18 protein-coding genes and 3 pseudogenes are annotated in these 21,557 nt (G+C 66.8%); 4 read left to right on the top strand and 17 right to left on the bottom strand.

The window, feature by feature from the left end:
* Nucleotides 1-24 precede the first annotated feature (24 nt).
* The 10 genes and pseudogenes from ACOZ38_RS28315 to ACOZ38_RS28270 all read right to left on the bottom strand — a co-directional run.
* Nucleotides 25-3,186, bottom strand: coding sequence for an ATP-binding protein (locus tag ACOZ38_RS28315; protein WP_424537097.1), 3,162 nt, complete (start codon nt 3,184-3,186; stop codon nt 25-27).
* Between the two features lie 2 nt (nt 3,187-3,188).
* Nucleotides 3,189-3,815: a hypothetical protein gene (locus ACOZ38_RS28310; protein WP_424534201.1), complete on the bottom strand. Its 627-nt coding sequence runs from the start codon at nt 3,813-3,815 to the stop codon at nt 3,189-3,191.
* On the bottom strand, nt 3,815-4,882 hold the full coding sequence (locus ACOZ38_RS28305; RefSeq protein WP_424534200.1) for an endonuclease domain-containing protein: 1,068 nt from the start codon (nt 4,880-4,882) through the stop codon (nt 3,815-3,817). The genes ACOZ38_RS28310 and ACOZ38_RS28305 overlap by 1 nt, the downstream gene beginning before the upstream one ends.
* 644 nt (nt 4,883-5,526) lie before the next feature.
* Nucleotides 5,527-5,934, bottom strand: a complete 408-nt coding sequence (locus ACOZ38_RS28300; RefSeq protein ID WP_424534199.1) for a hypothetical protein — start codon at nt 5,932-5,934, stop codon at nt 5,527-5,529.
* 80 nt (nt 5,935-6,014) lie between these two features.
* Nucleotides 6,015-6,806: a DUF7221 family queuine tRNA-ribosyltransferase-like protein gene (locus ACOZ38_RS28295; protein WP_424534198.1), complete on the bottom strand. Its 792-nt coding sequence runs from the start codon at nt 6,804-6,806 to the stop codon at nt 6,015-6,017.
* Nucleotides 6,806-7,216, bottom strand: coding sequence for a hypothetical protein (locus tag ACOZ38_RS28290; protein ID WP_424534197.1), 411 nt, complete (start codon nt 7,214-7,216; stop codon nt 6,806-6,808). Before ACOZ38_RS28290 ends, ACOZ38_RS28295 begins: the two co-directional genes overlap by 1 nt.
* A complete protein-coding gene (locus ACOZ38_RS28285; protein ID WP_424534196.1) occupies nt 7,209-7,649 on the bottom strand; it encodes a hypothetical protein in 441 nt (146 codons plus the stop codon). The genes ACOZ38_RS28290 and ACOZ38_RS28285 overlap by 8 nt, the downstream gene beginning before the upstream one ends.
* Nucleotides 7,650-8,033: 384 nt before the next feature.
* Nucleotides 8,034-9,845, bottom strand: coding sequence for a ParB/RepB/Spo0J family partition protein (locus tag ACOZ38_RS28280; RefSeq protein WP_424534195.1), 1,812 nt, complete (start codon nt 9,843-9,845; stop codon nt 8,034-8,036).
* Nucleotides 9,846-10,222: 377 nt separating this feature from the next.
* The gene (locus ACOZ38_RS28275) at nt 10,223-10,531 is read right to left on the bottom strand and encodes a hypothetical protein (protein WP_424534194.1); all 309 of its coding nucleotides are present in this window, start codon (nt 10,529-10,531) and stop codon (nt 10,223-10,225) included.
* A gap of 997 nt (nt 10,532-11,528) precedes the next feature.
* A pseudogene (locus ACOZ38_RS28270) lies at nt 11,529-12,394 on the bottom strand (transposase family protein); the annotation flags it as partial.
* A 431-nt stretch (nt 12,395-12,825) separates the two neighbouring features.
* On the opposite strand from ACOZ38_RS28270, the gene ACOZ38_RS28265 reads away from it, so the two are divergent.
* Nucleotides 12,826-13,332, top strand: coding sequence for a MaoC family dehydratase (locus ACOZ38_RS28265; RefSeq protein ID WP_424534193.1), 507 nt, complete (start codon nt 12,826-12,828; stop codon nt 13,330-13,332).
* 362 nt (nt 13,333-13,694) lie between these two features.
* On the opposite strand, the gene ACOZ38_RS28260 is transcribed toward ACOZ38_RS28265, so the two are convergent.
* Nucleotides 13,695-13,829 (bottom strand): hypothetical protein, encoded by a 135-nt coding sequence (locus ACOZ38_RS28260; RefSeq protein ID WP_424534192.1) that lies wholly within the window; start codon nt 13,827-13,829, stop codon nt 13,695-13,697.
* A 269-nt stretch (nt 13,830-14,098) separates the two neighbouring features.
* Here ACOZ38_RS28260 and ACOZ38_RS28255 point away from each other — a divergent pair, with 269 nt between their 5' ends.
* Nucleotides 14,099-16,165, top strand: coding sequence for a CocE/NonD family hydrolase (locus ACOZ38_RS28255; protein ID WP_424534191.1), 2,067 nt, complete (start codon nt 14,099-14,101; stop codon nt 16,163-16,165).
* Between the two features lie 27 nt (nt 16,166-16,192).
* Here the strand turns inward: ACOZ38_RS28255 and ACOZ38_RS28250 are convergent, their stop codons facing one another.
* The 3 genes and pseudogenes from ACOZ38_RS28250 to ACOZ38_RS28240 all read right to left on the bottom strand — a co-directional run bounded on the left by ACOZ38_RS28250 (nt 16,193) and on the right by ACOZ38_RS28240 (nt 18,591).
* Complete coding sequence (locus ACOZ38_RS28250; protein ID WP_424534190.1) at nt 16,193-16,786, bottom strand: ATP-binding protein; 594 nt, start codon at nt 16,784-16,786, stop codon at nt 16,193-16,195.
* 540 nt (nt 16,787-17,326) lie between these two features.
* Nucleotides 17,327-17,443 (bottom strand): annotated as a pseudogene (locus ACOZ38_RS28245) (transposase); the annotation flags it as partial.
* Between the two features lie 383 nt (nt 17,444-17,826).
* Entirely contained in the window at nt 17,827-18,591 is a 765-nt protein-coding gene (locus ACOZ38_RS28240; RefSeq protein ID WP_424534189.1) for a tyrosine-type recombinase/integrase, read from the bottom strand.
* A gap of 6 nt (nt 18,592-18,597) precedes the next feature.
* On the opposite strand from ACOZ38_RS28240, the gene ACOZ38_RS28235 reads away from it, so the two are divergent.
* A complete protein-coding gene (locus ACOZ38_RS28235; RefSeq protein WP_424534188.1) occupies nt 18,598-18,747 on the top strand; it encodes a hypothetical protein in 150 nt (49 codons plus the stop codon).
* A gap of 369 nt (nt 18,748-19,116) precedes the next feature.
* Here the strand turns inward: ACOZ38_RS28235 and ACOZ38_RS28230 are convergent.
* Nucleotides 19,117-19,359: pseudogene (locus tag ACOZ38_RS28230) on the bottom strand (aldo/keto reductase); the annotation flags it as partial.
* 10 nt (nt 19,360-19,369) lie between these two features.
* Nucleotides 19,370-20,365 (bottom strand): WD40 repeat domain-containing protein, encoded by a 996-nt coding sequence (locus ACOZ38_RS28225; RefSeq protein WP_424534187.1) that lies wholly within the window; start codon nt 20,363-20,365, stop codon nt 19,370-19,372.
* 585 nt (nt 20,366-20,950) lie between these two features.
* Here ACOZ38_RS28225 and ACOZ38_RS28220 point away from each other — a divergent pair.
* Nucleotides 20,951-21,073: a hypothetical protein gene (locus ACOZ38_RS28220; protein WP_424534186.1), complete on the top strand. Its 123-nt coding sequence runs from the start codon at nt 20,951-20,953 to the stop codon at nt 21,071-21,073.
* 201 nt (nt 21,074-21,274) lie between these two features.
* On the opposite strand, the gene ACOZ38_RS28215 is transcribed toward ACOZ38_RS28220, so the two are convergent.
* A complete protein-coding gene (locus tag ACOZ38_RS28215) occupies nt 21,275-21,430 on the bottom strand; it encodes a hypothetical protein (RefSeq protein WP_424534185.1) in 156 nt (51 codons plus the stop codon).
* Between the last annotated feature and the right edge of the window lie 127 nt (nt 21,431-21,557).

Here is a 21,557-nt window from a genome sequence, read left to right as displayed (position 1 = left end):
GACGAGTACGGCTGACCTGCAAGGTCATTGGCTCGCTCGGGTGATGACCTCCTCGGTCGTCAGCGGCGCCCTGGGGTGATGGGTCAGACACAGAGGTGTACGCACCTTCGTGAACCTCGCGCCCTCAGGTGCGACGTAGAACTGGCCGCTGCGAAGCGAACCGATGTCATCGGCCCTGCCGCCTTTGACGCGGGCCATCGCCTTCGCGGCCTCGATCTGTACATCCGCATTGAGCAAGCCGTAGAACTGTGTCGCGGCGTTGCCCGGGATCCGGTTGTGCAGGCCCTTAGGTGCCTGGGTCGCGAACACCAGCCCGAGCCCGTATTTCCGGGCCTGGGAAGCCAACGCGAGTGTGCTCTGCGTGCACGCGGTCATAGCGCCCGAGGGGGCGAAGGTCTGCGCTTCGTCCATGACGAAGAGCCCACCGAGGGGCAGGTCACCGGCGGGGTTCTTCTTGATCCAGGCGAACAGCGCCATCTGCAACTGGTTCACGAAGGACTGCCGCTCGGAGTCACTCTGTAGCCCCACGAAGCTGATGACCGAAACCCGGGCCCGCTTTCCTGCGGCCGGAGTGAGAAGTCGCCCTGGATCGACTGGCTCACCTTCTCCTCCGAACAGTGGATCGGTCACGACAGCAGCCCGGAGCACCTGGGCAAGCCCATCTGCGATCTTCGTCGCTCCGCTGATCTGGCTGACGTCCTCGGGGAAGTCCGCGAGCAGATTGATCAGCCCGTCGAGGCCGCCATTCTTGTACTTTCCGAAGTGCACAACCGCCTCCATGAGCACCGCCCGAGCGACCTGGGACTTGCTGCTGCCGCCTTCCGCCTTCGCCCGTGGGGTGAGCGCCGCCATGGCGGCGTGAACGGCTTCGTTGAACTCGTCGACGTCGTCCCGGACGCTGGAGAAGTCGGGCAACGGCTGGAAGGCCAGCGGACGGCCCTTCTCCCTGCGTGGTGTCCAGACCACGACATCGGTGTCCGCGATGTAACGAGCCGCCCGGCCCCCATCACCCGGGCCCCAGGCGGAGGGCTCCTCTGGCCATGCGTCGCCGAGACGGGCGAGGTCGTTGTTCGGGTCGAGCACGATCGAGGACACGCCCTGAAGGGCGCACTCTTCGATGATTCGCCTGATCAGAACGGTCTTCCCCGAGCCGGATCCCGCGAAGATCGCAATGTGCTTACGGAGCGCCTCCAACTCGACGGAGACCGGATGCCCGCCATCGTCTGAGTGCCCCACGGTCAGCGACGGCACCCCGACCGGCCGGCTTTCCGGAGAGTTGTCCGGGGTACCGGTCTCGTGAGTCGGCAGAGGCTTCGCCTGCGCGGGCGGCCCCTCAGGGGCTTTTGGGGCTCGAGGCTCCTGCGGAGCAGTTGGATCAGGCCAATCACCCAAGGCGTCCTTGAGGAGCTTGAGGTCGGCGGTGGGTTTCCTGCTGGCGATCCACTGGTCGAGGTGCGGGACGCTCTCCGCGAAGAGATCCCGCAGGGCGCACAGCACCGTGAGATCCTCTTCGTCGGCTGCGATCACCCGACCGCCCCTGGCGTGGAAGCCGGCAACTGCTTCCTGGGTGACCGGCCCGGAGTTCCACGGAATGTTCCGGATGATGATCAACCGACGCTTGGGACTCTCCTCCGCGAGACCGGCTTTGAGCGCCGCCTTTCGGAGCCGAGTCAACGCCGCGAGGTGGTGGGTGGCGGCGATGCCGCGGAACGCCCAGTGGATCTCATCTTCAGTCGCCTCGTTCAGGACTTGCTTGAGACCGGCGTGAAGAGAGGTCTTCCGGCCCATCGGCGGGTCGACCCGGTAGCGCGCGAACGTCCCGCGCTGCTCCACGATCCAGGCCCGGAGGCCCGCCGAAATCAGGCCAGGAAGAACTGTGTCCTCCAGTTCGGCATCCAGCGCTCCACTGATGTCGGCCGAATCGGCCAGCATCGCGAACTTGATGTCGATCGCCCGAAGCACTTCCTCCTCGGGATCACGCTTCATAAAACGATCGGCCACGTTTGAGGGCGCGTCGAGGCTGTCCAGCTCAGTGATTTCGCCGCCCTGGAGCAGACACTTCTGGATGTGCTTGTAGAGACATTCCAGTACCTCACGCGGAGTGTAGAACGGAGCCCGCGCGAAGGCCTCCGGCTTGATCGGCCACGTTGGATATGGCCGGTCAAAGCCAATGTCCTTGAAGTGCTCCGCGAGTCGCACGGTGACGAGCTCCGCCCCAACCTCAGGAGTCGGAATGCGCCGAAGGAACGTGGCCTTCCGAAAGCGGTCCTTGAAACTTTTGACAGCCAGCTCCTCAAGAATCGTCCACGTCTCCGGCAGACAGGAGAGAACCGTCAGGGTTCGGCTGGACACCTCACGGAGGTTGGTCAGCCCATGAGCGAACTGAAGAACCGCCGAGGTCGCCGGACTGTTGGAGCTACCCTCGGCAAAGAGGCTGCTCTGCGCGATGAACGCGTCGAGTTGGTCGAAGGCCATGACGCTCGGGCCAGTCAACGCCAGCAGCCGCGAGATGTCACGGACGATCTCCTGTGGAGATTTGCGGACCTGCCGGAATCCCCACCCCAGCCGGTAGCTCTCGCCATCCTCGATTGAGCAGATGTAGGACTCGCCGATGTCCGCCAGGGCATCGTCATTGGCCCCCAGTAGCACAAGAGCCCGAGCGACGTCTTGTGCCTCTCTGCCAACCCGGCGATCAATTCTGCACAGGGCCTCGATGAACTGATCGAGATCTTCACGGGTGACCATCTGGTTACCGATAATCGTCTGCTGGGTCTTTCGCGGGAGCTGCATCAGGCCCGTCAGATTGCGAAGAAACCGCTTGAGCTGGGTCTCCTCATCTGTACCCACCCGAGCCAGCCCGTCCTGGATGGACACGACGGCGCTTTCCCAGAAGTTGCGGGCGTCGAGAATGCCCATGAGGAAGAAGTAGCCATCGCGCTGGATGGCCTGCTCACGCAGCCAGCTCATCAGGTGCGTCTTACCGCTTCCGGCGCCACCCTCAAGGACCACCCCGATCGGGCTGGTCACGGGAGAGTCGGCGGCGGCATCCAGTCCCGAGCGAAGAGCGTAGGAAGCCGCCGGGTGCATCTCGGGCACGTGGAACGGAACCGGCTGCCAGACATCCTCACTGGCGTTGACGGTCGAGAAGATCTTGAGACTATCCAGCGCATACCATTCGGTAACCATCGTCACGCTCCGACGCGGAACTGATGGTTGGGTGTGCTGCCAATGATGATCGCGGCAGCGTGGTCTTCAGGCCTCAGGTCACCCACGATCGCAACGGGCTCGATGTCCGCACGCCCTGCCAGCATCATGGTGCGCAGAACGTCGTCCTGGAGATCCCGATCGATGTCGGCCAGGAGGGCTCGCAGCTTGGTCATCGCGGCCCACCGGCCAGCACCGGGCGAGATCTTCGCATAGGCCTCGCGAATCCGGCCTTCCACTTCCTCCGGCGACACCGTCGTCACCGGTGTCTGAACGGGTTCCCCGACGACTGAGATCGCTGCTTTGGGCGCCAAGAGGGACCGCAGATACAGAAGAGCCAGCGCCTTGCCCGACCGGGAGGACACTGGGACTCCCTTGCGTACCTCCGCGATCGCGCGATCTTCACCAGCCGGTGTGATCGCGTACCACAGAGCTCGATTGGCTTTGGTTTCCGACTCGATCAACTTGGCGTCGATGAGACCCGCACGGTTCTTGGCATCGAGCTCCAAGCCCCATTCATCCTTCAGATTCCTGTGGGGCAACGCGGTTCCGAGCTCCCTTAGCACGAGCAGAGCTGCGACCTGCCGGTACGTGAGTCTTTCTTCGGACATCAGCCTGCTCCTTCGCTCATTCCGAGGCGTCGCGCCCGGAGGAATTCGTCGATGTGGCGCAAAACCCCCCGTAGGTCGCCCATCACCTGCTGGTTGGTGAATCGCAACACCGTGAACCCGTCACGTTCCAGGTGCCGATCACGAATCTGGTCACGCTCCATTTGGGCGGACGTCGCGTGTTCCGGTCCGTCAAGTTCCACAACGCACTTCTCCCGGACCCATATCAGATCCGTGCGAATCATGACGAACAACGGGTCCTTGGACTGATACGTCTGATTCCAGGTCCGGCCATGAGCCCAGTCGCATTCCGCCAGGGCCGCCTCCAGCGCCTGCTCCACCGTGCTCCCCGCGTGCGGCCTTCCGGCGATCGGCGGCACTCCCACCTTCGCGGTGAGCGGCGGTGCCGTCATCTCTTCGGCCAGTCTCCTGACCGCTTCGGGTACCTCCAGGTAGAGGGTTTCGACGCGGCGCAGTTCGGGGCCGACGAGCCAGATCCCCATGCCGCTCCGGTGCGCCAGCCATTCGCATCCGGCAACCAGGAGCGTCTCTCCATGGGAGGTCAGCTTCTCCGGCACATAGATGACCAGCGCCGCCGATTCGCGGCCGAACGTGGAGGCGATGACCCGGGCCAGACCAGCCGCCCGCGACTCCGCAGGGAACGATCGTCCCTTTGGACCCCGCCGCCCGGGAACCAATGGACCGCGGTGCTGGATGGCCCGGGCGGCGAGGTCGGCCATGAACGGTCCGAAATGACGGGTGCTTGATGCGAGGCGCATCGCGAGGATCCTCGCCGCCGCCATTCCGCCACCGCCGGGGCCGGAGAGCCCCTCCCCTCCGGGTAACCAGGCCGGAAAGAGCCCAATGGCCAGTATTTCCAGATCGCAGAGGATGGAGTCCACCACCTCTGAGACCGAATCACCTTCAGCCGCGGCGTAGGTGATGACGGCGGGGCCGGTCTCAGGTAAGGGATTCAATAACAATTCCATCACATTGGCGTCAATGTTGGAATCAACTCCGGCAAGGCGAAGCACCCTTCCAACCGGGAGATCGCCCCACGACAATGGCACGCCGGCTCCCTCTGGACACTCCTCTGAAAACGTGACTTTGCGAAGGGTATAGGGCATGCGAGGTGACGAGTAGAAACTCCAAAGATGTCGTCCGTTTCGGAGGTTACAAAACCATCCAAACGGTCATCCTGTGATGGCGTATCCCGCCTCGTTGTCTGAGAGCACTTTGACTCCGGCAGGCTGCGAAACCTGATCCGGCGGTCCGGATAGTGACCGGGGCTATCGTCCAGGGCACCCTCCGGATCCGGATCAGACAGGGCATCGATGATCCGGAGCGAGGTGAAGCCCGGATTCGTGGGGTTCGTCAGCGACAGCGGCAGCCTATCCGGTAAGCGCCGTACACGTCGGAAGGGAATCTGCAAAGTTTGCCTGGTACAGGTGTGTCCGTGTGTTTTGTGGCTGGGAAGCTTGGCGATGGACGACGAGATGCAGTTGGTTCGGGCGTTCATGGGCGAGGGTGGTACGCAACCCTGCGCGTTCCGGTGCTAAATGATCGCTCGGTGTGATCGTCTTTGGCCGCGAGTCATGAATTGGAATCGGCCCCCGGGTGACCAGCGTGAACTCAAGCCGGCCGTCCGGTCCCTGCGACAGGGTGAGTCGGGTGGCCCGGATCCGCTGCGCGGTGGTCATGGCGGGGGTGGTCTTCATGCTGCCCCCGTCCAGGAGGTGAGGTTGTGCTCGTCAACCCATTGCTGAGCGGAGGCCTCGTTGGGGAAGTAGGCCAGCTTTTCGTTGACGTACCAAGGCAAGGTCCGCTGGCCATCGGGACCACCGCGAGCAGGAACGTCGTCGGGGTGGGGTTCTAGCGGGGCGACCTGCTGCCCGTAGTTGTACATGTCGCGTGCCACCCACGGCAGCCCCTTGATTACCTGGACTCCGCCTTCGGGGCCTTGGGCGTAGTAGCGTCCTGGCTGCTGGGGGTCCCACTGGAATCCGCAGATGTAGTCGCGGAAGTCTTTGTGGATGTAGGCACCGTCGGGAGTGGGCAGGGCATGCCCGCACACGGGGCACTGCTCTGGGCAGGCCGGGGCGGCGTCACCGGTCTTGGCCATCGTCGCCTTCCTTTTTGCGAGGTTCCTGTAAGGCCCCAGATCAGGCGCGGGGTAGGCCCGTGGTTGGGCCGGGCGTTCTTTCACGCTGCTTGGTTGAGCGGGAGGAGGTCTTCCACGACGCCGGGGTGGGCCCGGTTCACGCGCTCCAGCAGTTCGGCACGCCAGGCAAGCGCGTAGTCGATGCAGTTGCCGCAGTGGCCGTGCGGGTGCCGGGGGTGGCGGCCCTCCCATCGGGCGGCTCGTGACCAGGCGAGGCTGTCGCTGGAGACGATGTCGCCGGCGGAGGAGATCAGACCGGTGGTCTTGTAGCCGAAGGTGTGCAGCCGGAGCCCCAAGCGGGCGAGCCGGGAGATCATGAGCGCGACGGGCAGGGTGTTGCCCTTGCGGCAGATCGAGCCGAGCCCGACGATCGGTTCCTCACGCAGGTCGATCCCGGCGGCCAGCCACTGCTCCAGGTGGTCGAGGTAGTCCCGGGGACGCCTGCCTTGCAGGACCAGCATCCATGGCAGATCAGGTTCGAGGCTGCGTAGCTCCAAGCCGTTGACGATCGTCGCCCGTTGATGCTCTGCAACCGACAGCCCGGTCTCGGCCAGCGATTCGTCTTCGCACGGCCAGTCGAGCTGGGCGATGTGGCGGGGAGGGCCGATCTCGTCGTGGTAGCGGCGCGCCATTCGCGCGTAGGCGCGGGCGCCCAGGCGCCAGCGCCCATACCGGGTGAGTTCCGTGTACGCCCCGGAGTCCAGGCCCCACACCCCGCCGCCGGCCAGGCGGGGAAGGAAGGAAAGCGGCGAGAGCGCGTGCTGGGAGACATACAACGGAACGCGCACCCGGGCCAGCCAGTCTGGGTGGTGGGTCCCGAGGAAGAAGCGCATCAGGCCGCCTCCGGGGCCTCTGGGCCCTGTAGCTCGGCTGCCGGGACGGGCAGCAGACAAGGCTCGGTGGCGATGCGCGTGGACAACGCGACCAAGCCGCGCCGGACAGGTTCCCCTCCGGCCGCCACCTCGACGAACACCTCATCCAGCACGGCGAATGCCTCGGCATCGCTTCTCGCGGCCACCTCCAGGGTCACCTCAACGGTCGAGCGGTAGCGGAAGGTCGGCCCGGCGGGCGGGAACGGCACCTGCGACAGGTCGACGGTGCTGTGCTGGCCGGCCTGGTCGATGACTGTGTACACGTTGGCGGCCGAACCGGGAGCGCTGCGATCGGCCCAGGCCAACTCCGCCGCGTGCCGGGGAGATTCGGCGTACTGATCGATCTCCCACCGCACCAGGTAGTCAGGCACCTGCCACCTCGCCACCGTGCGCTTGGAAGGCGAAGTCGATGTCGGCGAGAGGTTCCCGCGGGGCGGTGAGCGGTGCTGGCGGGGGCGGGTGATCCTTCGTGGCGGCGTGCCTCGGTGATGTGGGACAGCAGGGGATGCCGGGCGGCGTGGCCGTCCTCTGCAGGTTGAGGGTGCTGGTCAGCATGCGGTTCCTCATCAGTGTTAGCGAGTCGCCTTGCGGCAGACTCGGTGGTTGGTAGCCGTCAGCGGGTGAGCACTTGTGGTTCCTGGACTTCGAGCCCTGCCGAAAGACAGTGCCCCCGCTGGTTGGCCGGGAGAGTTGATCGCTCAGCCGAGCCAGCGGCCCGGTGTCGAGGTCGCGATGGTCGGACAGGTGGGCCTCGGCAATGGCCTCGCGCAGGATCCTGCGGGTCTCGGAGCTCATCTCGGTCATGTGCGTGTTTCCTTTCCAGGATGAGAAAGGGGCCGCCCCCGGCCAAGCGGCCGAGGGCGGGACGGACAACATCGGGAAGCGAACGGGTTGGTCGGGCTGATGCGCCTACAGGTCACATCCCGCCGGGGGGCTAAGGTCGATCGGGGCAACCAGCCCTTCGCTGATACCGACATCGTGTTCGGCCGGTCGTCACCGCAGGCCAGACACCGGCCGAGGCAGGCGTCGTCACCGGCCGGCCCAAGGGCAACGGCGAGGCGTACCTGCCCGGCGATGAGCAGTTCTTCCACGGGCGGGTGATCGTTCATCGAGTCGCCCCTCCAAGGCGTGGAACAGCGCAGGGCAGCCGCGCGGCGCGGCTGCCCTGCGCCGTCAAAGGAGTGGTTGTCAGGCCGCTTCGACGTAGACGTCGGTGGCGTCGAACTCCTCGGCGAGGTCGTCGGCTACCTCGTCGTCCACGTGGGCGGCCAGGTGGACCTCCTGCGGACCCGCTGCGGCGTCCTCGGGATCGGATGCCGACGCCGGCTCGGCGGAGGCGTCCGGCTCGGCAGCGGGGCCCGGTTCGGAGCCCGGCGTCCCCTGCGGTGCCTGCTCGACGGCGTCGATCGGCTGGTCATCGTGCTCCTGGTGGTCCTGGCCGGCTACCCCAGTTTCGGTACCGGCCTGGTCGGCGTCCGCGTCTTCGATGGGGTCTTCGGTGGGGTTGTCGCCGCGGTAGGCAACGCCGTCGGCAACGGCCTTCTCGATCGGGCTGGGCTCGTAGCCGTGCTTGGCGCCGATCTCGGCGACGAACCGCAGCCAGACCCCGGCGTCCTCGCGGGTACACGGGGAGTACTTGTCCTGGCGCCAGGTGTTGCGCCGCTCACCGTCACCGGTGATCTCCCGCTCGTAGGCGGTCGCGATGGGGGCGAGCGCGATCATCCACAGGCCCGGCTGGGTGCTCTTGGCGACGGTCTCCGAGGTCGGGGCGCCGAAGGACTCGAACAGCCGGGAGTGCCGGGCACCCCCCAGCGCGCGGCACAGCGGCTCGGGCATCGTGACGAGCTGCTCGGTGATGAACCGGGCGATCGTGGACGCCACGTTCCTGGGCGGCGTCTTGAGCATCAGGAACTCGTGCAGCCACTGCTGGCGGACCGTGCCGGCGGCGACCCACGCCTTGTTCCCTTCGATCACGATCTTTCGGTCGGCGTTCGGCTTGGCCTCCTGAGCGACGGGCGCGACTACGGCGGGTTGGGGAGGGCTGGTGGTGCCGGTCTCGGCGAACACATGGCCGTACTCGACCGGGTCCAGGCAGTAGTGGTTAGGGGAAGCGCTCATCCAAGGGCCGAGGGACGCACCCCGGCCGGGGCAGTCCATATGGGCGCCGGTGTCCATCTGGTGGGAGCCGTTCAACAGGCGGGACAACGGCATGGCGCCCTCGGGCCGTTCGCCGGTGATCGTGATCCCGGCCTGCTCCAGCTCGGCGATCATCTTGGCGCGACGGGCCTTGGCTTCCCGCTCGTCCAGCAGGCGCTGCACCGTGTACTTCAGCGGGCCGTACCGGTTGCGGCGGATCACCTCCATCGCCTCGGGGTCGTCCTCGAACGGTTTGAGCAGCGCCAGCTCCTCCAGCGTCCACTCATAATCCATCCCCGCGGCGATCTCCTTGGCCATGTAGTTGAGACCACCGGCCCGCACCCCGGCCTTCACCTCGTCCGCGGAAAGGCCTGTGGCCTTGCGGATCTCGGCTCGCGTCATGCCGGCCTGCGACGCCGAGAACAGCGCCTGCGCCTCCTCATGCACCGTCAGGCTCGTACGGAACCTGCTGCTGATCAGCATGTGCAGGTACTGAAGACCCTCGTCATCGGCGGTGTCGGCGGAGAAGAAGTACGGCACCGCCGCCAGCCCGACCTTCAGCGCGGCGTCCAAGCGGACATTGCCGTCCACCACCCGATAGCCGCCGCCCGGCTCGACGGTGATCTCCAGCGGGGTGATGATCCCCGCTGAAGCGACCGACCGGCAGAACGCCTGGCCGGCCTGCCTGTCGTCCCGGACGTTCCCCGGGTGGCAGACCAGCAGCTCCACCGGGATCATGGGGCGCTCGGTGTACGCCAGGTCCTCAATTCGCTGACTCTCGGCGTCCAGGTCCGCGTCCGCCGGGACGTCCTGATCGGCGACGACGCCTTCCATGACGTCGGGATCGGTTGCGACTTCGGTCATGTGCCCTCCACAGGCTCATCGCGCCGGGCTGGCCTGGCCACCGTCTTTCTGCGGCGGCCGGGGGACACAGGGATGGTCCCTGCCCGGCTCAAGGCGCCCGCGACGCACGCAGCCGGGAACGCAACCCGGCGGTCCCGGCACGGCCAAGATGTTTTCCGACGAAGGAGGAAAAGATCTTTGGGCGCCGGGACGAGCGCAGCGAGAGCCGGTTGCGGGAACGGCAAGGGCGGCGCAGCCTTGGGGAGCCGGGCAGGGACCTGGCGCTCACGGACCCGCGGGACTGTGCGGCGCCGACCAGCCGGTGAGAACCGCTGGTGCAGCCGCAAAATGCCGAAGCCCGGCAGCGTCGCGACCTGCCGGGCTTCATTGGTGAAATCTCAGTCGTCTCGGGAGACGACCACCGGTTGGCGTTTGATGATGGCGAAGACCGGGGTCGAGGGCCCGACGTAGGCACCGGTGACGTTGTAGTCGATCCACTCGCCGGCCTCCTCCTCGTCCATGCCCCAGCCCAAGAGGATCCGGAGGCAAAGAGCGAGGTCGTACAGAGCGACGATCCGCCGCGAGTTGCCGAACCAGCCCTCGGCCATACCGATCAACGCCTCCTCGAACCCGTCGGCCAGCAGCGCCTCGCCATCGCTGCACTCGGCCAACCGATCCCGAATGTGCTCGAAGGGGGAATCAGTCATGTGAGCCCTTGCTCTTCCTGCGGCGGGATCGGCCGCCGTGAGGAGCGTCACAGGCCTGCGGAGCCATAACCAGCGGCAGTCCGCTCGTGACGTCGAAGGGCCGGCCGGCCGCCACCGCGGCCTTGAGCCGGCCATGGAAGTCCCTGGCCAGGGCTGCAGTGTGGAACGAGCGGGCCTTCCTACGGCCGGCCACCGTCCAGCGGACTCGGTGGATCAGGCCTCGCGGGGCCTCGTGGCTGCCGATCCAGTCACAGAGCCAGACCTTGTAGGTGATCGGGTGAGGGTGGCCGCGAACGTGAGAGTTTTTACGGTCGATGGGTGATGCGTTCATGCTGGGAACAGCTCCCTTGTCCGATGGGGGTTCATTGCCCGGCGGGAGTAGTTACCGACTGGCACCCGCCGGGGCGATGCATCCAGGAGCGTTCGCTCCGGGGTATCGCGTCACGACGAGGACTGCGCCGGGCTTGGCGTTTATACCTCGGTTGGCGAGATATGGATAGATTATACTCATGTATACGTGCTGGTCAATGGTGTGCTCGTCGGATCAAGGCCCGTGATCAGGTCGCCTGTAGGTCACGTTTCAACCGTCGGTGAATGCGAGCAGGGCTGGCAGGTCATCATCAGCCCGGACAGTGGCGAGCCAGTCGGCCAGGTCGTGACCTTGGCGTCTGGTGGGCATGCGGCGAAGGAGCGGACGTGCTCGGTGAGCGCGGACAGTTCCGGGCCGTGGGCAAGAACGGTTTGAGCTGGAGTTGGGGGCTTGCTCAAGCCGGTCGGGATGAGTGGCGATCCAGCCGGTCATCTTGCGCACCGAGGGAGCCGGCGCAGGGACAGGGCGCGCTGAGCAAAGGAGAGCGTGGACGTTCTCGGCACGGCGACGGGCGATACCGGCTGGGGACTGGACCGAAATACCGCAGCGGAGGTGGAGCCGATCGGGACCCGCGAGCCGGGCCGCTCAGCATCCGATGCGGTGCGCAGCCGTCTGGTCGCGTGCCCTGGAAGTGCCCCCACCGCTGCCCAGGTCACGAGCGACCCATGCTCCGGCGTTGACAGCCTCGCGGTCGAGCTCAAGGCCGTTGGCGAAGCCGTGCAGGTAGGGCAGGTCAGCGGCCGGGCGTCGGTGAGCCAGGCGGCGAGCTTGGCGTCGTTGCCCGCGGCCGGGGTGAGGAGTTCGGCGAAGACGCTGACCAGGCGAGCGAGCTGGGCCGGTTCGGGGCATATGACCGCGAGTTCCTGCAGCAACGTGGTGTCGGCCTCGCGCAGCCTGTCGGGGCGGGTGAGCAGGAGCCGAGCGAGACGGCGTGGTGTGATGACGGGCCGATCGCCCTCGGCTCGGCCTTGGGTGATGTAGCGGTAGAGCAGGTTGAGGCTGCCTGTGTAACCGAGCTCCTTGATCTCGCGGAACAGCTGGAGAACCGGGACGGCCGGCTCAGCCGCGCGCCGTTCCCGCAGGTGATCGCAAGCGAAGTCATCGACCCCGAGCACTTGGGGGACCGACGGTGGCGGCAGCGGCAACCGCATGAGCAGCCGCAGTGCCGTGGATCTCTACACCGTGACCTCCAGTGCCTGTGACAGACGAGCGCCCGTCCGGTCGGCGACACCGCTCTCAGTCGGCCGGTGAACCTGCTGGTGCGGCGCTGGTAGCGCTCCAGCCGCCCCGGCACCTGTTCACGGAACGTCTGCCGTGGACACCCCAGCGCCGAGCAGACCAGGCGCCGTACGCTCGCCGACACCACCACGCTCCGCCCATCGACCGGGACGTCTGTAGCGTCTGGCCGCAGAAGCCATGCACACGGCCGGTCAGCATCCCGCACACCGGCACGGCACGGGCTCATCCCGAGTGCGGGCCATGACCTGAATAAGGTTGTTCACGACCACGGCATCCTCGATGACCAGGTCAGACAGCCCCGAGAACACCACGCCCACCAGATCGTTGATCTTCAGCACGCCTCCTGCTGGCAGTGATCACTCAGCGCTACCACCGATTACGGGACAGGGCCGATCACTGGACACACCCGATCCTGAAGTAGGAGCATTCTGCGGTTGCCCGCACGACTCCGGGCGGGCAACCGCAGGTGAGCCGAACCTTCGGGGCGGCTCAGACCCAGCAGCCGGGGTCTCTCGTCCTGGTCAGGAGCCATCTCCTGGTAGGTCATACCTCGACGGTAAACCTGTACCTGGGTACCGGATGCAACCCTTTCGGCCGAGGTCGCTAAGCAGTCTTGGCGGCGGCCGGCGTCGAGAGCGCCGATGAGCGGGCCAGGACCGCCAACGCCAGGACGACAAACAACGCGATGACCACTACGCGCCCCGCTGAAGACATGGGAGGCATGATCATGGCCGCGGCCATCGCCGTGCAGGGCATCGGGGGCGTCCGCGCCCTCCCCGTCGGGGAAGTGCTGGGGTACAGCGACTGGCACGAGGTCACCCAGGAGGCCGTGAACCAGTTCGCCGACGCCACCGGGGACCACCAGTGGATCCACGTGGACCCCGAGCGTGCCGCGAAGGGGCCGTTCGGCGGGCCTATAGCGCACGGATACCTCACGCTGTCGCTCATCCCCTGCGTACTCCCCGAGATCATTCAGCTCTCCGGTTTCGGCATGGGCGTCAACTACGGATGCGAACGCGTGCGGTTCCCCTCCCCGGTGCCCGTGGGCGGCAGGCTGCGCGCCGGCGCTGTCCTGGACGAGGTCAAAGAGGTCGAGGGCGGGGTCCAGCTCACCATCACCCTTACACTCACCGTCGAGAACGCGCCGAAGCCCGCCTGCGTCGCGACCATCCTGGTTCGCCACTACGTCTGACCCCCCGACGAGTCCGGGTGATGTCCCAGGCCCACACCCGGTGGGGGGTCGGCGAACAGTGCGGTGGCGCTCGCTCTGCGACAGCGCCGCCGGGCGCGGCCTTCGCGGGGGGGGGGGGGGGGGGGGGGGGGGGGGACCGGACGGGCCGGAGCGGGGCTCGTGCGGTTCTTGCGGTCCCAGTTGGCCTGCGGTACCCCGGCCGCCGCGCACGTGTTGCGCCGCCCGACCAAAGGCGTCAGTTCCTCGATCGCCTCGTCCTGAGCAGCCTCGATGATCTCCGTCACTGCTCGCCCCGAGCCGTCGAGGTCTCACTGCTGGTGGCGAGCTGATCCAGCAGCGCGAAGAGTTTCCCTGCACCTCGATCACCTGGCGGGCCGCTCGGTCTCTCCCTCCAGAGTCCCGATCCTCTTGTCGCGGGGGTCGGCCTTCGGGCGGCCGACCGGCCGGGCCAGCGCCTCGGCCGCGCCGTGGTCCCGGGCGGTCCTCTGCTCACGCATCTGCGGGTCAGGGATATCCGGATCCGACTGTCGTGCTCCCACGAAGGGATGTCTCCTTCCCCACCCTCAGCACAGAGTGTTGTGCCTGTTTGTCCCTTTTGGCGGGGGGTCGCGGCTTTCCCCGTATGACGTCGACGCCCGATCACGCGGGATACCGCGCACTTATTTCGACAGATATCGGATGGGCGACAGACGGATGTCGCTATTGACGTAGTTTTTCCTCTCTTTTAACTTTAGCCCCAAATCTCCCACCGTGAGAGGAAACTCACGTGCGTCACAAACGTACTTCCGTGCTCGCCTCGGCGGCGCTTCTGTGTGGCCTGGCACCCCTTGCCATGTCCACCCCGGCACAGGCCGCCCCGATCCCGACGCCGGACCACGCCGTCTCCCACGAGGAGAACGCGCGGGTCCCCGCCGGAGCGCTGTGGAGCGAGCACTACTTCCCGTCCTCGGACGGCAGCGATGTCGAACTGCACGCCGACGTTCTGCGACCCGCCCAACTCCCCCCGGACACGAAGACGCCGGTCATCCTGTCGATCGGCCCGTACTTCAACCACATCGGGCAGACCGGCAACGACGGCTTCAAGGAAACCGGCCCGTCCGAGCGCTTCAACGACCTCATCAATGGCGCCAGCCTCATGGCGCGCGGGTACACCGTCGTCATGGTCGACCTGCGCGGCTTCGGCGCCTCGACCGGCTGCCTCGACTGGGTCGGCCCCGGCGAGCAGGCCGACATCAAGGCCGCGGTCGACTGGGCGGCGAGCCAGCCGTGGTCGACCGGCAAGGTCGGGATGTACGGCAAGTCGTACGACGCGGTGACCGGCCTCGTCGGCGCGAACCAGGGCCGCCCGGGGCTCACGGCCGTCGTCGCCTCGGAGCCGCTGTGGAACATGTACAACTACCTCTTCAGCAACGGTGTCCGGCGCCCGAACTACCTCGGCACCCCGCAGGCCTACAACGGCATCGCGAACCTGGCCGGCATGAAGGACGACTCGGACCGCTACCGGCAGAACGCCGCCTACGAGAAGACCCACCCGGAGTGCCTCGCGAACAACCTCAAGGACACCCAGGACCCGGACCGCAACGCCGGCTACTGGAAGGCCCGTGACCTCGCCGAGATGGCGAGGGGATCGAAGGTGCCGCTCTTCGTCACGCAGGGCTTCATCGAGGACAACACCAAGCCCGAGGACATCCAGCGGTACCTGACGAACCACGCCGGCCCGAAGCGAGGCTGGCTCGGGCAGTGGGAGCACGTCCGCGGCAACGAGACCAACAGCCAGGGCAGGCTCCTCATGGGCCGGACCGGCTGGTTCGACGAGGTCATGCGCTTCTACGACCAGTACCTGAAGGGCATCGAGCCGTCCGTCAAGGATCCGAACTTCCTCGTCGAGGGCAGCGACGGCGTGTGGCGCGCCCAGGACTCGTGGCCGGTGGCCAAGGGTAAGACGGTGGTCCGCCTCGAGCCCGGCAGCTACGTCGACAACGGCCGCGCGAAGGGCCTCGTGCCCAATGGCGGCGTGTGGGACATGGAGACCGCACCCCGGATCATGGGACCGCAGGAACAGAGCTACGAACCGGAGCCGGGCACGACCGAAGACGGTAAGGGCTACTACTCCTGGTCTAAGCCGGTGAACAGCGGCGTCCGGGTCACCGGCACGCCGCGCGTGTCCTTCACCGCGAAGGGTACGGGCAACGTCCTGGTCCGGCTGTGGGACGTCGCCCCCGACGGGAAGGCCGTGATGTTCGACGAGCAGATGTCGCTCGTCAAGGCCGGCACGGTCGAGTTCGACCTCAAGTCGGCGGATTGGACCCTGACGAGGGGCCACCAGCTCGCCGTCGGCATCGGCACGAACACGAGCCGGTCGTGGTCGGACACCCCGTCGAACCAGACGATCACGGTCAGCTCGGCATCGCTCTCGTTGGAGCTCGACGACGTCCGGTACGACACCCTGGCGCAGGGCGACGTCTCGCCGTTCCTCGCCAGCTACCTGAAGTCGTACACGTCAGCGTGGACCGACCTGGCCCCCGGCACCCTCACTATGCCTGTCGTTCCGCTGACCGTGACCGCTTCGTCCCGCTGTGTGGGCACGACGGCGTACGTGGCGGTGACGGCTGTCAACGCCTCCGACAAGGCGGCGACCGCCACGTTGACGACACCCTACGGTTTCAAGACCCTGGCCGACGTGGCCCCGGACAAGCAGGCCTACCAGTCCTTCAACGCGCGAGCCGGACAGATCGGTGCGGACAAGGTGGGCGTTACGGGAACCGCGACCATCGACGGCAAGCAGGTCACCTGGTCCTACGACGCCGCCTACAACGCGATCAGCTGCGGCTGATCCGACCCGGCGGTGACCATGGGTCCCTCAGGGGAAGGGCCTCTCGGCCCTCGGCAGCTTCGTCCTGAACGTCCTGCAGGAGAAGCGCTGACCCGGACCTGACATGAGGCCCGCCCCGACTGGCGTCGTCAGTCGGGGCGGGCCCTTGCCATCTCGGCAGGACGTCACGTGCCACCGCCTCGAATACGGCTGCGGAAACGCAACTATGCGGCACCGCATGCCCTGTCCAGGTCGCGTGGGGACAGGACGAACCACAGGACGCAGCGGGGGCGCTCCTCGGTGAAACCCCAGCGATGACAGAGCGCGGATCAGGCGGATCCCGCGGCCGGAGGCGGCGAGGTCGTCATCCGGGTGAAGGGGAATGCTGGGGATGGTCTGCGCGCCCTCGTCGGCGACCTCCACCCGCACGTCGCCGTTCTCCTCGACCACCACGGTGACCCCGACCACGGCCGAATCGGTGTGCGCCACCGAGTTCGTCGCCGCCTCCGACAGCAGCCAGACCGCGTCGTCGCAGCACGCCTGCCAGTCCAAGATCTTGCTCAGCCAGCGCCGGGCCTCGCCCACGGACGCCTCCGTGGCGGGGAAGGCAGCGGTCTCCGTTCGCAGGGCAGGGGTGCTCATCGAGTCCGGTCGTCCTTCGTTCTGGGGGGTGAAGTTCACGGCGTACGGCAGGCCGAATCCGCGCGCGGCGGTCTGCGCGTCACGGCCGGGTGGTGTTCGGGCGATGCTCAGGCAACCGCAGGACGGCCACGGGTACGGCTCAGGCGACCGGTGCGTATGGCCAGGCGGCGACCATCATGTCCTCTCGGCCTGGCGCATCTGCTTGAGGAGATCCTGGGTGGTGCGGGCCTCCACGACCAGCGGCTCGGAGGTCGGGAAGAGGGCCAGAGCGTAGAAGCGGCGGCTCTACGGCCCTTACAGGATCGTACATGTCGGCTCCAGCCGGTCGAGCGGCACGGCGGCGGCACGGTCGCCCGGGTCGGGTTCGCCACGTTCGACCTCGACGTACGGCTGTCCGACGGCGTGCCGGCCGATCCGCTTGGCGCGACGGCACCCCAACAGGCACCACAGGCGTTTAAGCTGCACCACAGGTCAGGACCACACTTCCTGATCGAGGGTCCCGCACGGCGCTCTAGTGCGGGTCCCGCCATTTTCGGGTCGCTACCGGCTGTAGTTGGCCAGCGTCCCCGAATTGATCCCCAGGTCCTCGGCGACCTGAGCGATGGACTTACCGGTCTCCCGGACGATGCGCACCGCACCCGCCCGGAATTCCGGATCGAACCTGCGTCTCTCCCACGCCCAACCCTTCTTAGGTCAGGTCTTGGGTCAGGTCTCCACGGTACGAGGGGAGAGCCAAGCCTCGCAGCGAGCCAAGGTGGCGCCGCCTGTCGCACGATCCTTCGACATGATTGTGACCCAGCAGTCGGGTGACTAAGTGGGTGACAACGCCCACGTACGAGCCTGGACAACCGAGAACGCCGGGGAACAGCTTCCGCAGGTCAGGCGCAGTTTCCTGCAGTAAAGATCCCCGTCTGAGTTGCCTGGGGGTCAAGGGGTCGCAGGTTCAAATCCTGTCGTCCCGACAGACTAAAGGTCTGTTGATCTGCGGGAAACCGCAGATCAACAGACCTTTCTTCATGTCGGTTGGATCATCGTGTCGGCTACACCGCTCGGAGCTGGGGACCACTTGGGGACCGGCGCACCGAGAGGTGGGCGCTCAGCGCAGCACCGGCATCGGAGATTGAGCGCGCGTCCGGGTGCAGGTATCGCTGCGTAGTACTCAACGAGCCATGACCGGCGATCTTCCTAAGCACATGCACCGGCACGCCGGCATCGGCCATCCAGGTCAAGCCTGTGTGCCGAAGGTCATGGCGACGCAGGTGCTCGAAGCCCAGCTTGGTCACCACCTCGTCCCAATGGGTCGCGTCACGCAAAACGGCCGTGGTGATGCGGCCGCCACGAGGGCCGGTGAACAACCGGGCAGCCGGGTCCGAGCCGATTGCGTCGAGACGGCGAGCGGCCAAGTCCCGGACTTCTTCGATCAGTGGGACAGTGCGCGCTCGCTTGCCCTTCGTGCCCTTGTCCACGAGCCCGCCGGGGCTGGGGGTGGTCTGCCGGCGTACGGTCCAGGTCCATGAATCACGATCGATGTCGCCAGCTCGCACCCCGGATACCTCACCTACTCGGGCAGCGGTGCATGCCGCGAAGATGACGACTTCTCCCCAGCCTTGATAGGCGTCGGCCGATCGTTCGACCAGTGAGGCAGCGAGGCGGGTCAATGTCTCCCAGCCGGGTAGCGCCAGCGCTCGTGGAGTGTCCAACTCATCTTCGGCCCGCTGATACTGCCGTCGCCAGCCAGTCACTCGAGCCGGGTTTCGATCAATGATTCCGTCACGAACGGCCTGCTCCATGACTCGCACGAGCACGCCACTATGACCTCCCACCTCGAGGTGAGCGTCCTGCGTGCCGCCGACTGGGAACAGGCGATCCTGACCGGATACTCCGCCTGGCGACAGCTTCGTGCGAACGGAGGAGGTACCCTCCATCTCGACTTGGACCACCAGACGCTAACCGTCGAGTAACCCGATGCCACTGCTGGCCGTGCTGGTGTGGTTCTACGCCAACCAGACCACCATCCTTTCCGCCGTACTATGGGCGCCCAGGTTCTCCTCCAGGGTGGGTGATGGACCGGGATGGCCGGGGTGATCGGGGGACAGGGCTAGGAGCCGGGCCAGGCCAGGGCGATCTGCTGGGCGGTGGCGTCGTGCCGCTGCGTGACCTTGGCCAGGGCAGGGTCGTTGAGGTCGGCGCGGCCGCCGCCGAGGGGGAAGAACGGGACGAGGGCGATGCCGGCTTGGGTGCGTGCGCCCAGGAGGTTCGCTCCTCGTGGTTGGCATGTGGAAGTTGTTCTGGACGGTGGCGACGGGGGCGATCGACCGCGCCTCGGCGAGGTGATCGGGGTCGACGTGGCTGATCCCGAGATGGTGGATCAGCCCTTCTTTGCGCACGGCGGCGAGCACCTGGAACCGTTCGGCGAGCGACTCGCCGCGCGGTGGCTCCATCAGGCGGATGCGCGGGTAGACCAGGTCGAGCCGGTCCACGCCCAGGCTTTCGAGGTTGGCCTCGACCTGCGGCCGCAGGTCGAGGCCGTGCCCTGGCGGGGACCATCGGGGAACCGTCTCGCGCAGGGACATCGTCCCAGCGTCACAGGCCGCTGACCGCCTCCTCGGTGGTTCCGGCGATGGCGTAGGCGCGCTTGAGGCGCACCGATCCGGTGGTGGCGTCGATGCCGTAGGTCTTCACCCGCACCAGCTTGAACCCGACCTTCCTGATCATCCGCAGGGTGGAGTCGCCCGTCCAGTCGAGCCTGACGTCCGTGTCGACCTCCGCGATCCTGTCGTCCGCAGGGTCCCGCTCCACCTTCTGGCCCGACGCCGGTACGGGGAACGTGGCGGTGACCAGCCCGGTCTCCAGGTCGTACAGGGCGATCTTGGGTTTGCGCCCGGTGACGTAGACGGCCACGGTGTGCCCGTCGGCGTTCAGCGCGGCGGTGGCTGCGTTGTCGCCGATGAGCCGGGGCGGCACGTCGCTGGCGGTCCGCCTGCCGTTCAGGTTGTGGACACTGAGCGTGCCGGACTTGTCGTCGTCCGTCCTGACGAGGATCTGGTCGCCGTCGCCGCTGAAGCTCAGGGCGTCGTCATGCACCGACACCCCCGGCACCTTGCCCAGCAGGGCGCCGGTGGCGGCGTCGTAGACCCGCGCCGGGTGGTCGGTGAAGCCGGCCCAGCAGCAGTCCACCGCCACGAGGGAGCCGTCATACGACATCGTCACGCGGGTGACATCCAGCTCCTTCGTCGACGGCCACGCCTTGGCCCGCGAGACCCGTGTCCGGCCGTCGAGGTCGCGGATGACGAGCCGGGCGTCCTTGGCCCTGATGTAGGCAAGGCGGCGGCCGTCCCCGCTGACGGCGACCGCCTCCGTCCACCGGGCCACTCCGTTGAGCGGGTGGCGCTTGCCGTCGGTCGTCCGGTACCACCAGGGGCCGCACCACTGGGCGTTGTACGGGTCCTTGGCGCAGTCGGAGGCGGCGGCGTACTGGATCGGGGCGGGCTTCTCGCCTGCGGGGGCGGCCGCGCGGGCCGTACCCGGGACGGCCACGAGGGCCGAGAGGACGGCGAGCGCCCCGCAAAGGATCTTCATACTGGGTTGGACTTCTCATCCCCGAGCAAGGTTGATTGCGATCCGATAACGGGCGACGGGTCCACGCGGCGGGGGGTGATCAAGAGGCCCGTCGCCTCGACCAGCGGAGTGCCGTCGGGCAGGGCGATGCGGCCCTCGGCCAAGGTCTTGCGGCCCCTCGGAGCGGGTGTGCTCGGCCGTGCCCCGGAGCTGTCCCGTCTCATGCAAAGTGGCCACCGTCTCACTGAAGTGGCCCCCCAAACCGGGTCTGTGAGGTGCGGGGTTTCCTAGCAACGCTCCGCCTGCCGACTCTGCTGTCTCAGCAAGGTGGCCCAGAATCACGTTCGTCTCAGCAAAGTGGCACCAGCACAACCAAAGCCAACGCCTTGCCGAGGGTCACTTGCCTTCGCTGATCTCGGCAAGGGCCGCGCGGAGGTGGTCGGCGAGCTCGAGGGCCTGCCGCGCCGACCAGGGGATCACTCCGTTCTCGGTCATCAGGGCGTGATACTGCTGCTGCTCGTAAGGAGTTCCCGGCGGCAAGGGAGCGATGTGCCAGTGCAGGTGGGTATTGCCCTGCTGGCTGCCCAGCGAGAGCAGGTAGGTGATATGACCCTGACCTTCCTGCGGGCCAAGCGCGAGGAGGCCCAGCGTCGGCTACGGCGACCAGTCGTCGACCTCGGCATCCCGATCTTCCCACGAGCCGCTGACCAGCAGGAGAAGCAGAAATGACACCCCCTAGCAACCAGTCAGCCGAGGTAGCAATATGCGCTTCAGGCCAAGAGCCAGGTTCAACGAGAAAATTGCTCGCGCCGAGAGGGCACTGGAGCCCGCCATCGCACATGCAGGTTCGTCCAGCGCGCTCGTCGGCCAGCCTTGAAAGCCCTGGCCAAGGCCCTGCCCTGCTGTCACCAACGTCCGTGATCAGTACACCTAGCGCAGCCACCGCAGAGCTGCGTCGACGCAGTCCTCGGGGCTGCTGTTGAAGGCGATGGCGGCGTCGGGCGCGTGCTGCCGGACCAGGTTGACCACCTTCTCGAAGAATTCGAGCAACGGCTCGTGTTTGCGGATGCCGCCCCCGATCACCACGCAGACGTAGTCTTTGCGGTCAGCGCCTCCACGATCGCTCCTTCAGGGTTCTCGTCGAGTGCCACCAGGCACCAGTCGGCCTCGATACCATGATCGTCGAAACGGGCCTGACCGCGTGCTAGCGCCG

Origin of the sequence: Sphaerisporangium viridialbum (assembly GCF_049674955.1) — a bacterium.
Taxonomy (GTDB): Bacteria; Actinomycetota; Actinomycetes; order Streptosporangiales; family Streptosporangiaceae; genus Sphaerisporangium; species Sphaerisporangium viridialbum.
Note: the sequence above shows the minus strand (reverse complement) of the source record. Positions and strands in the feature narration are given on the sequence as shown.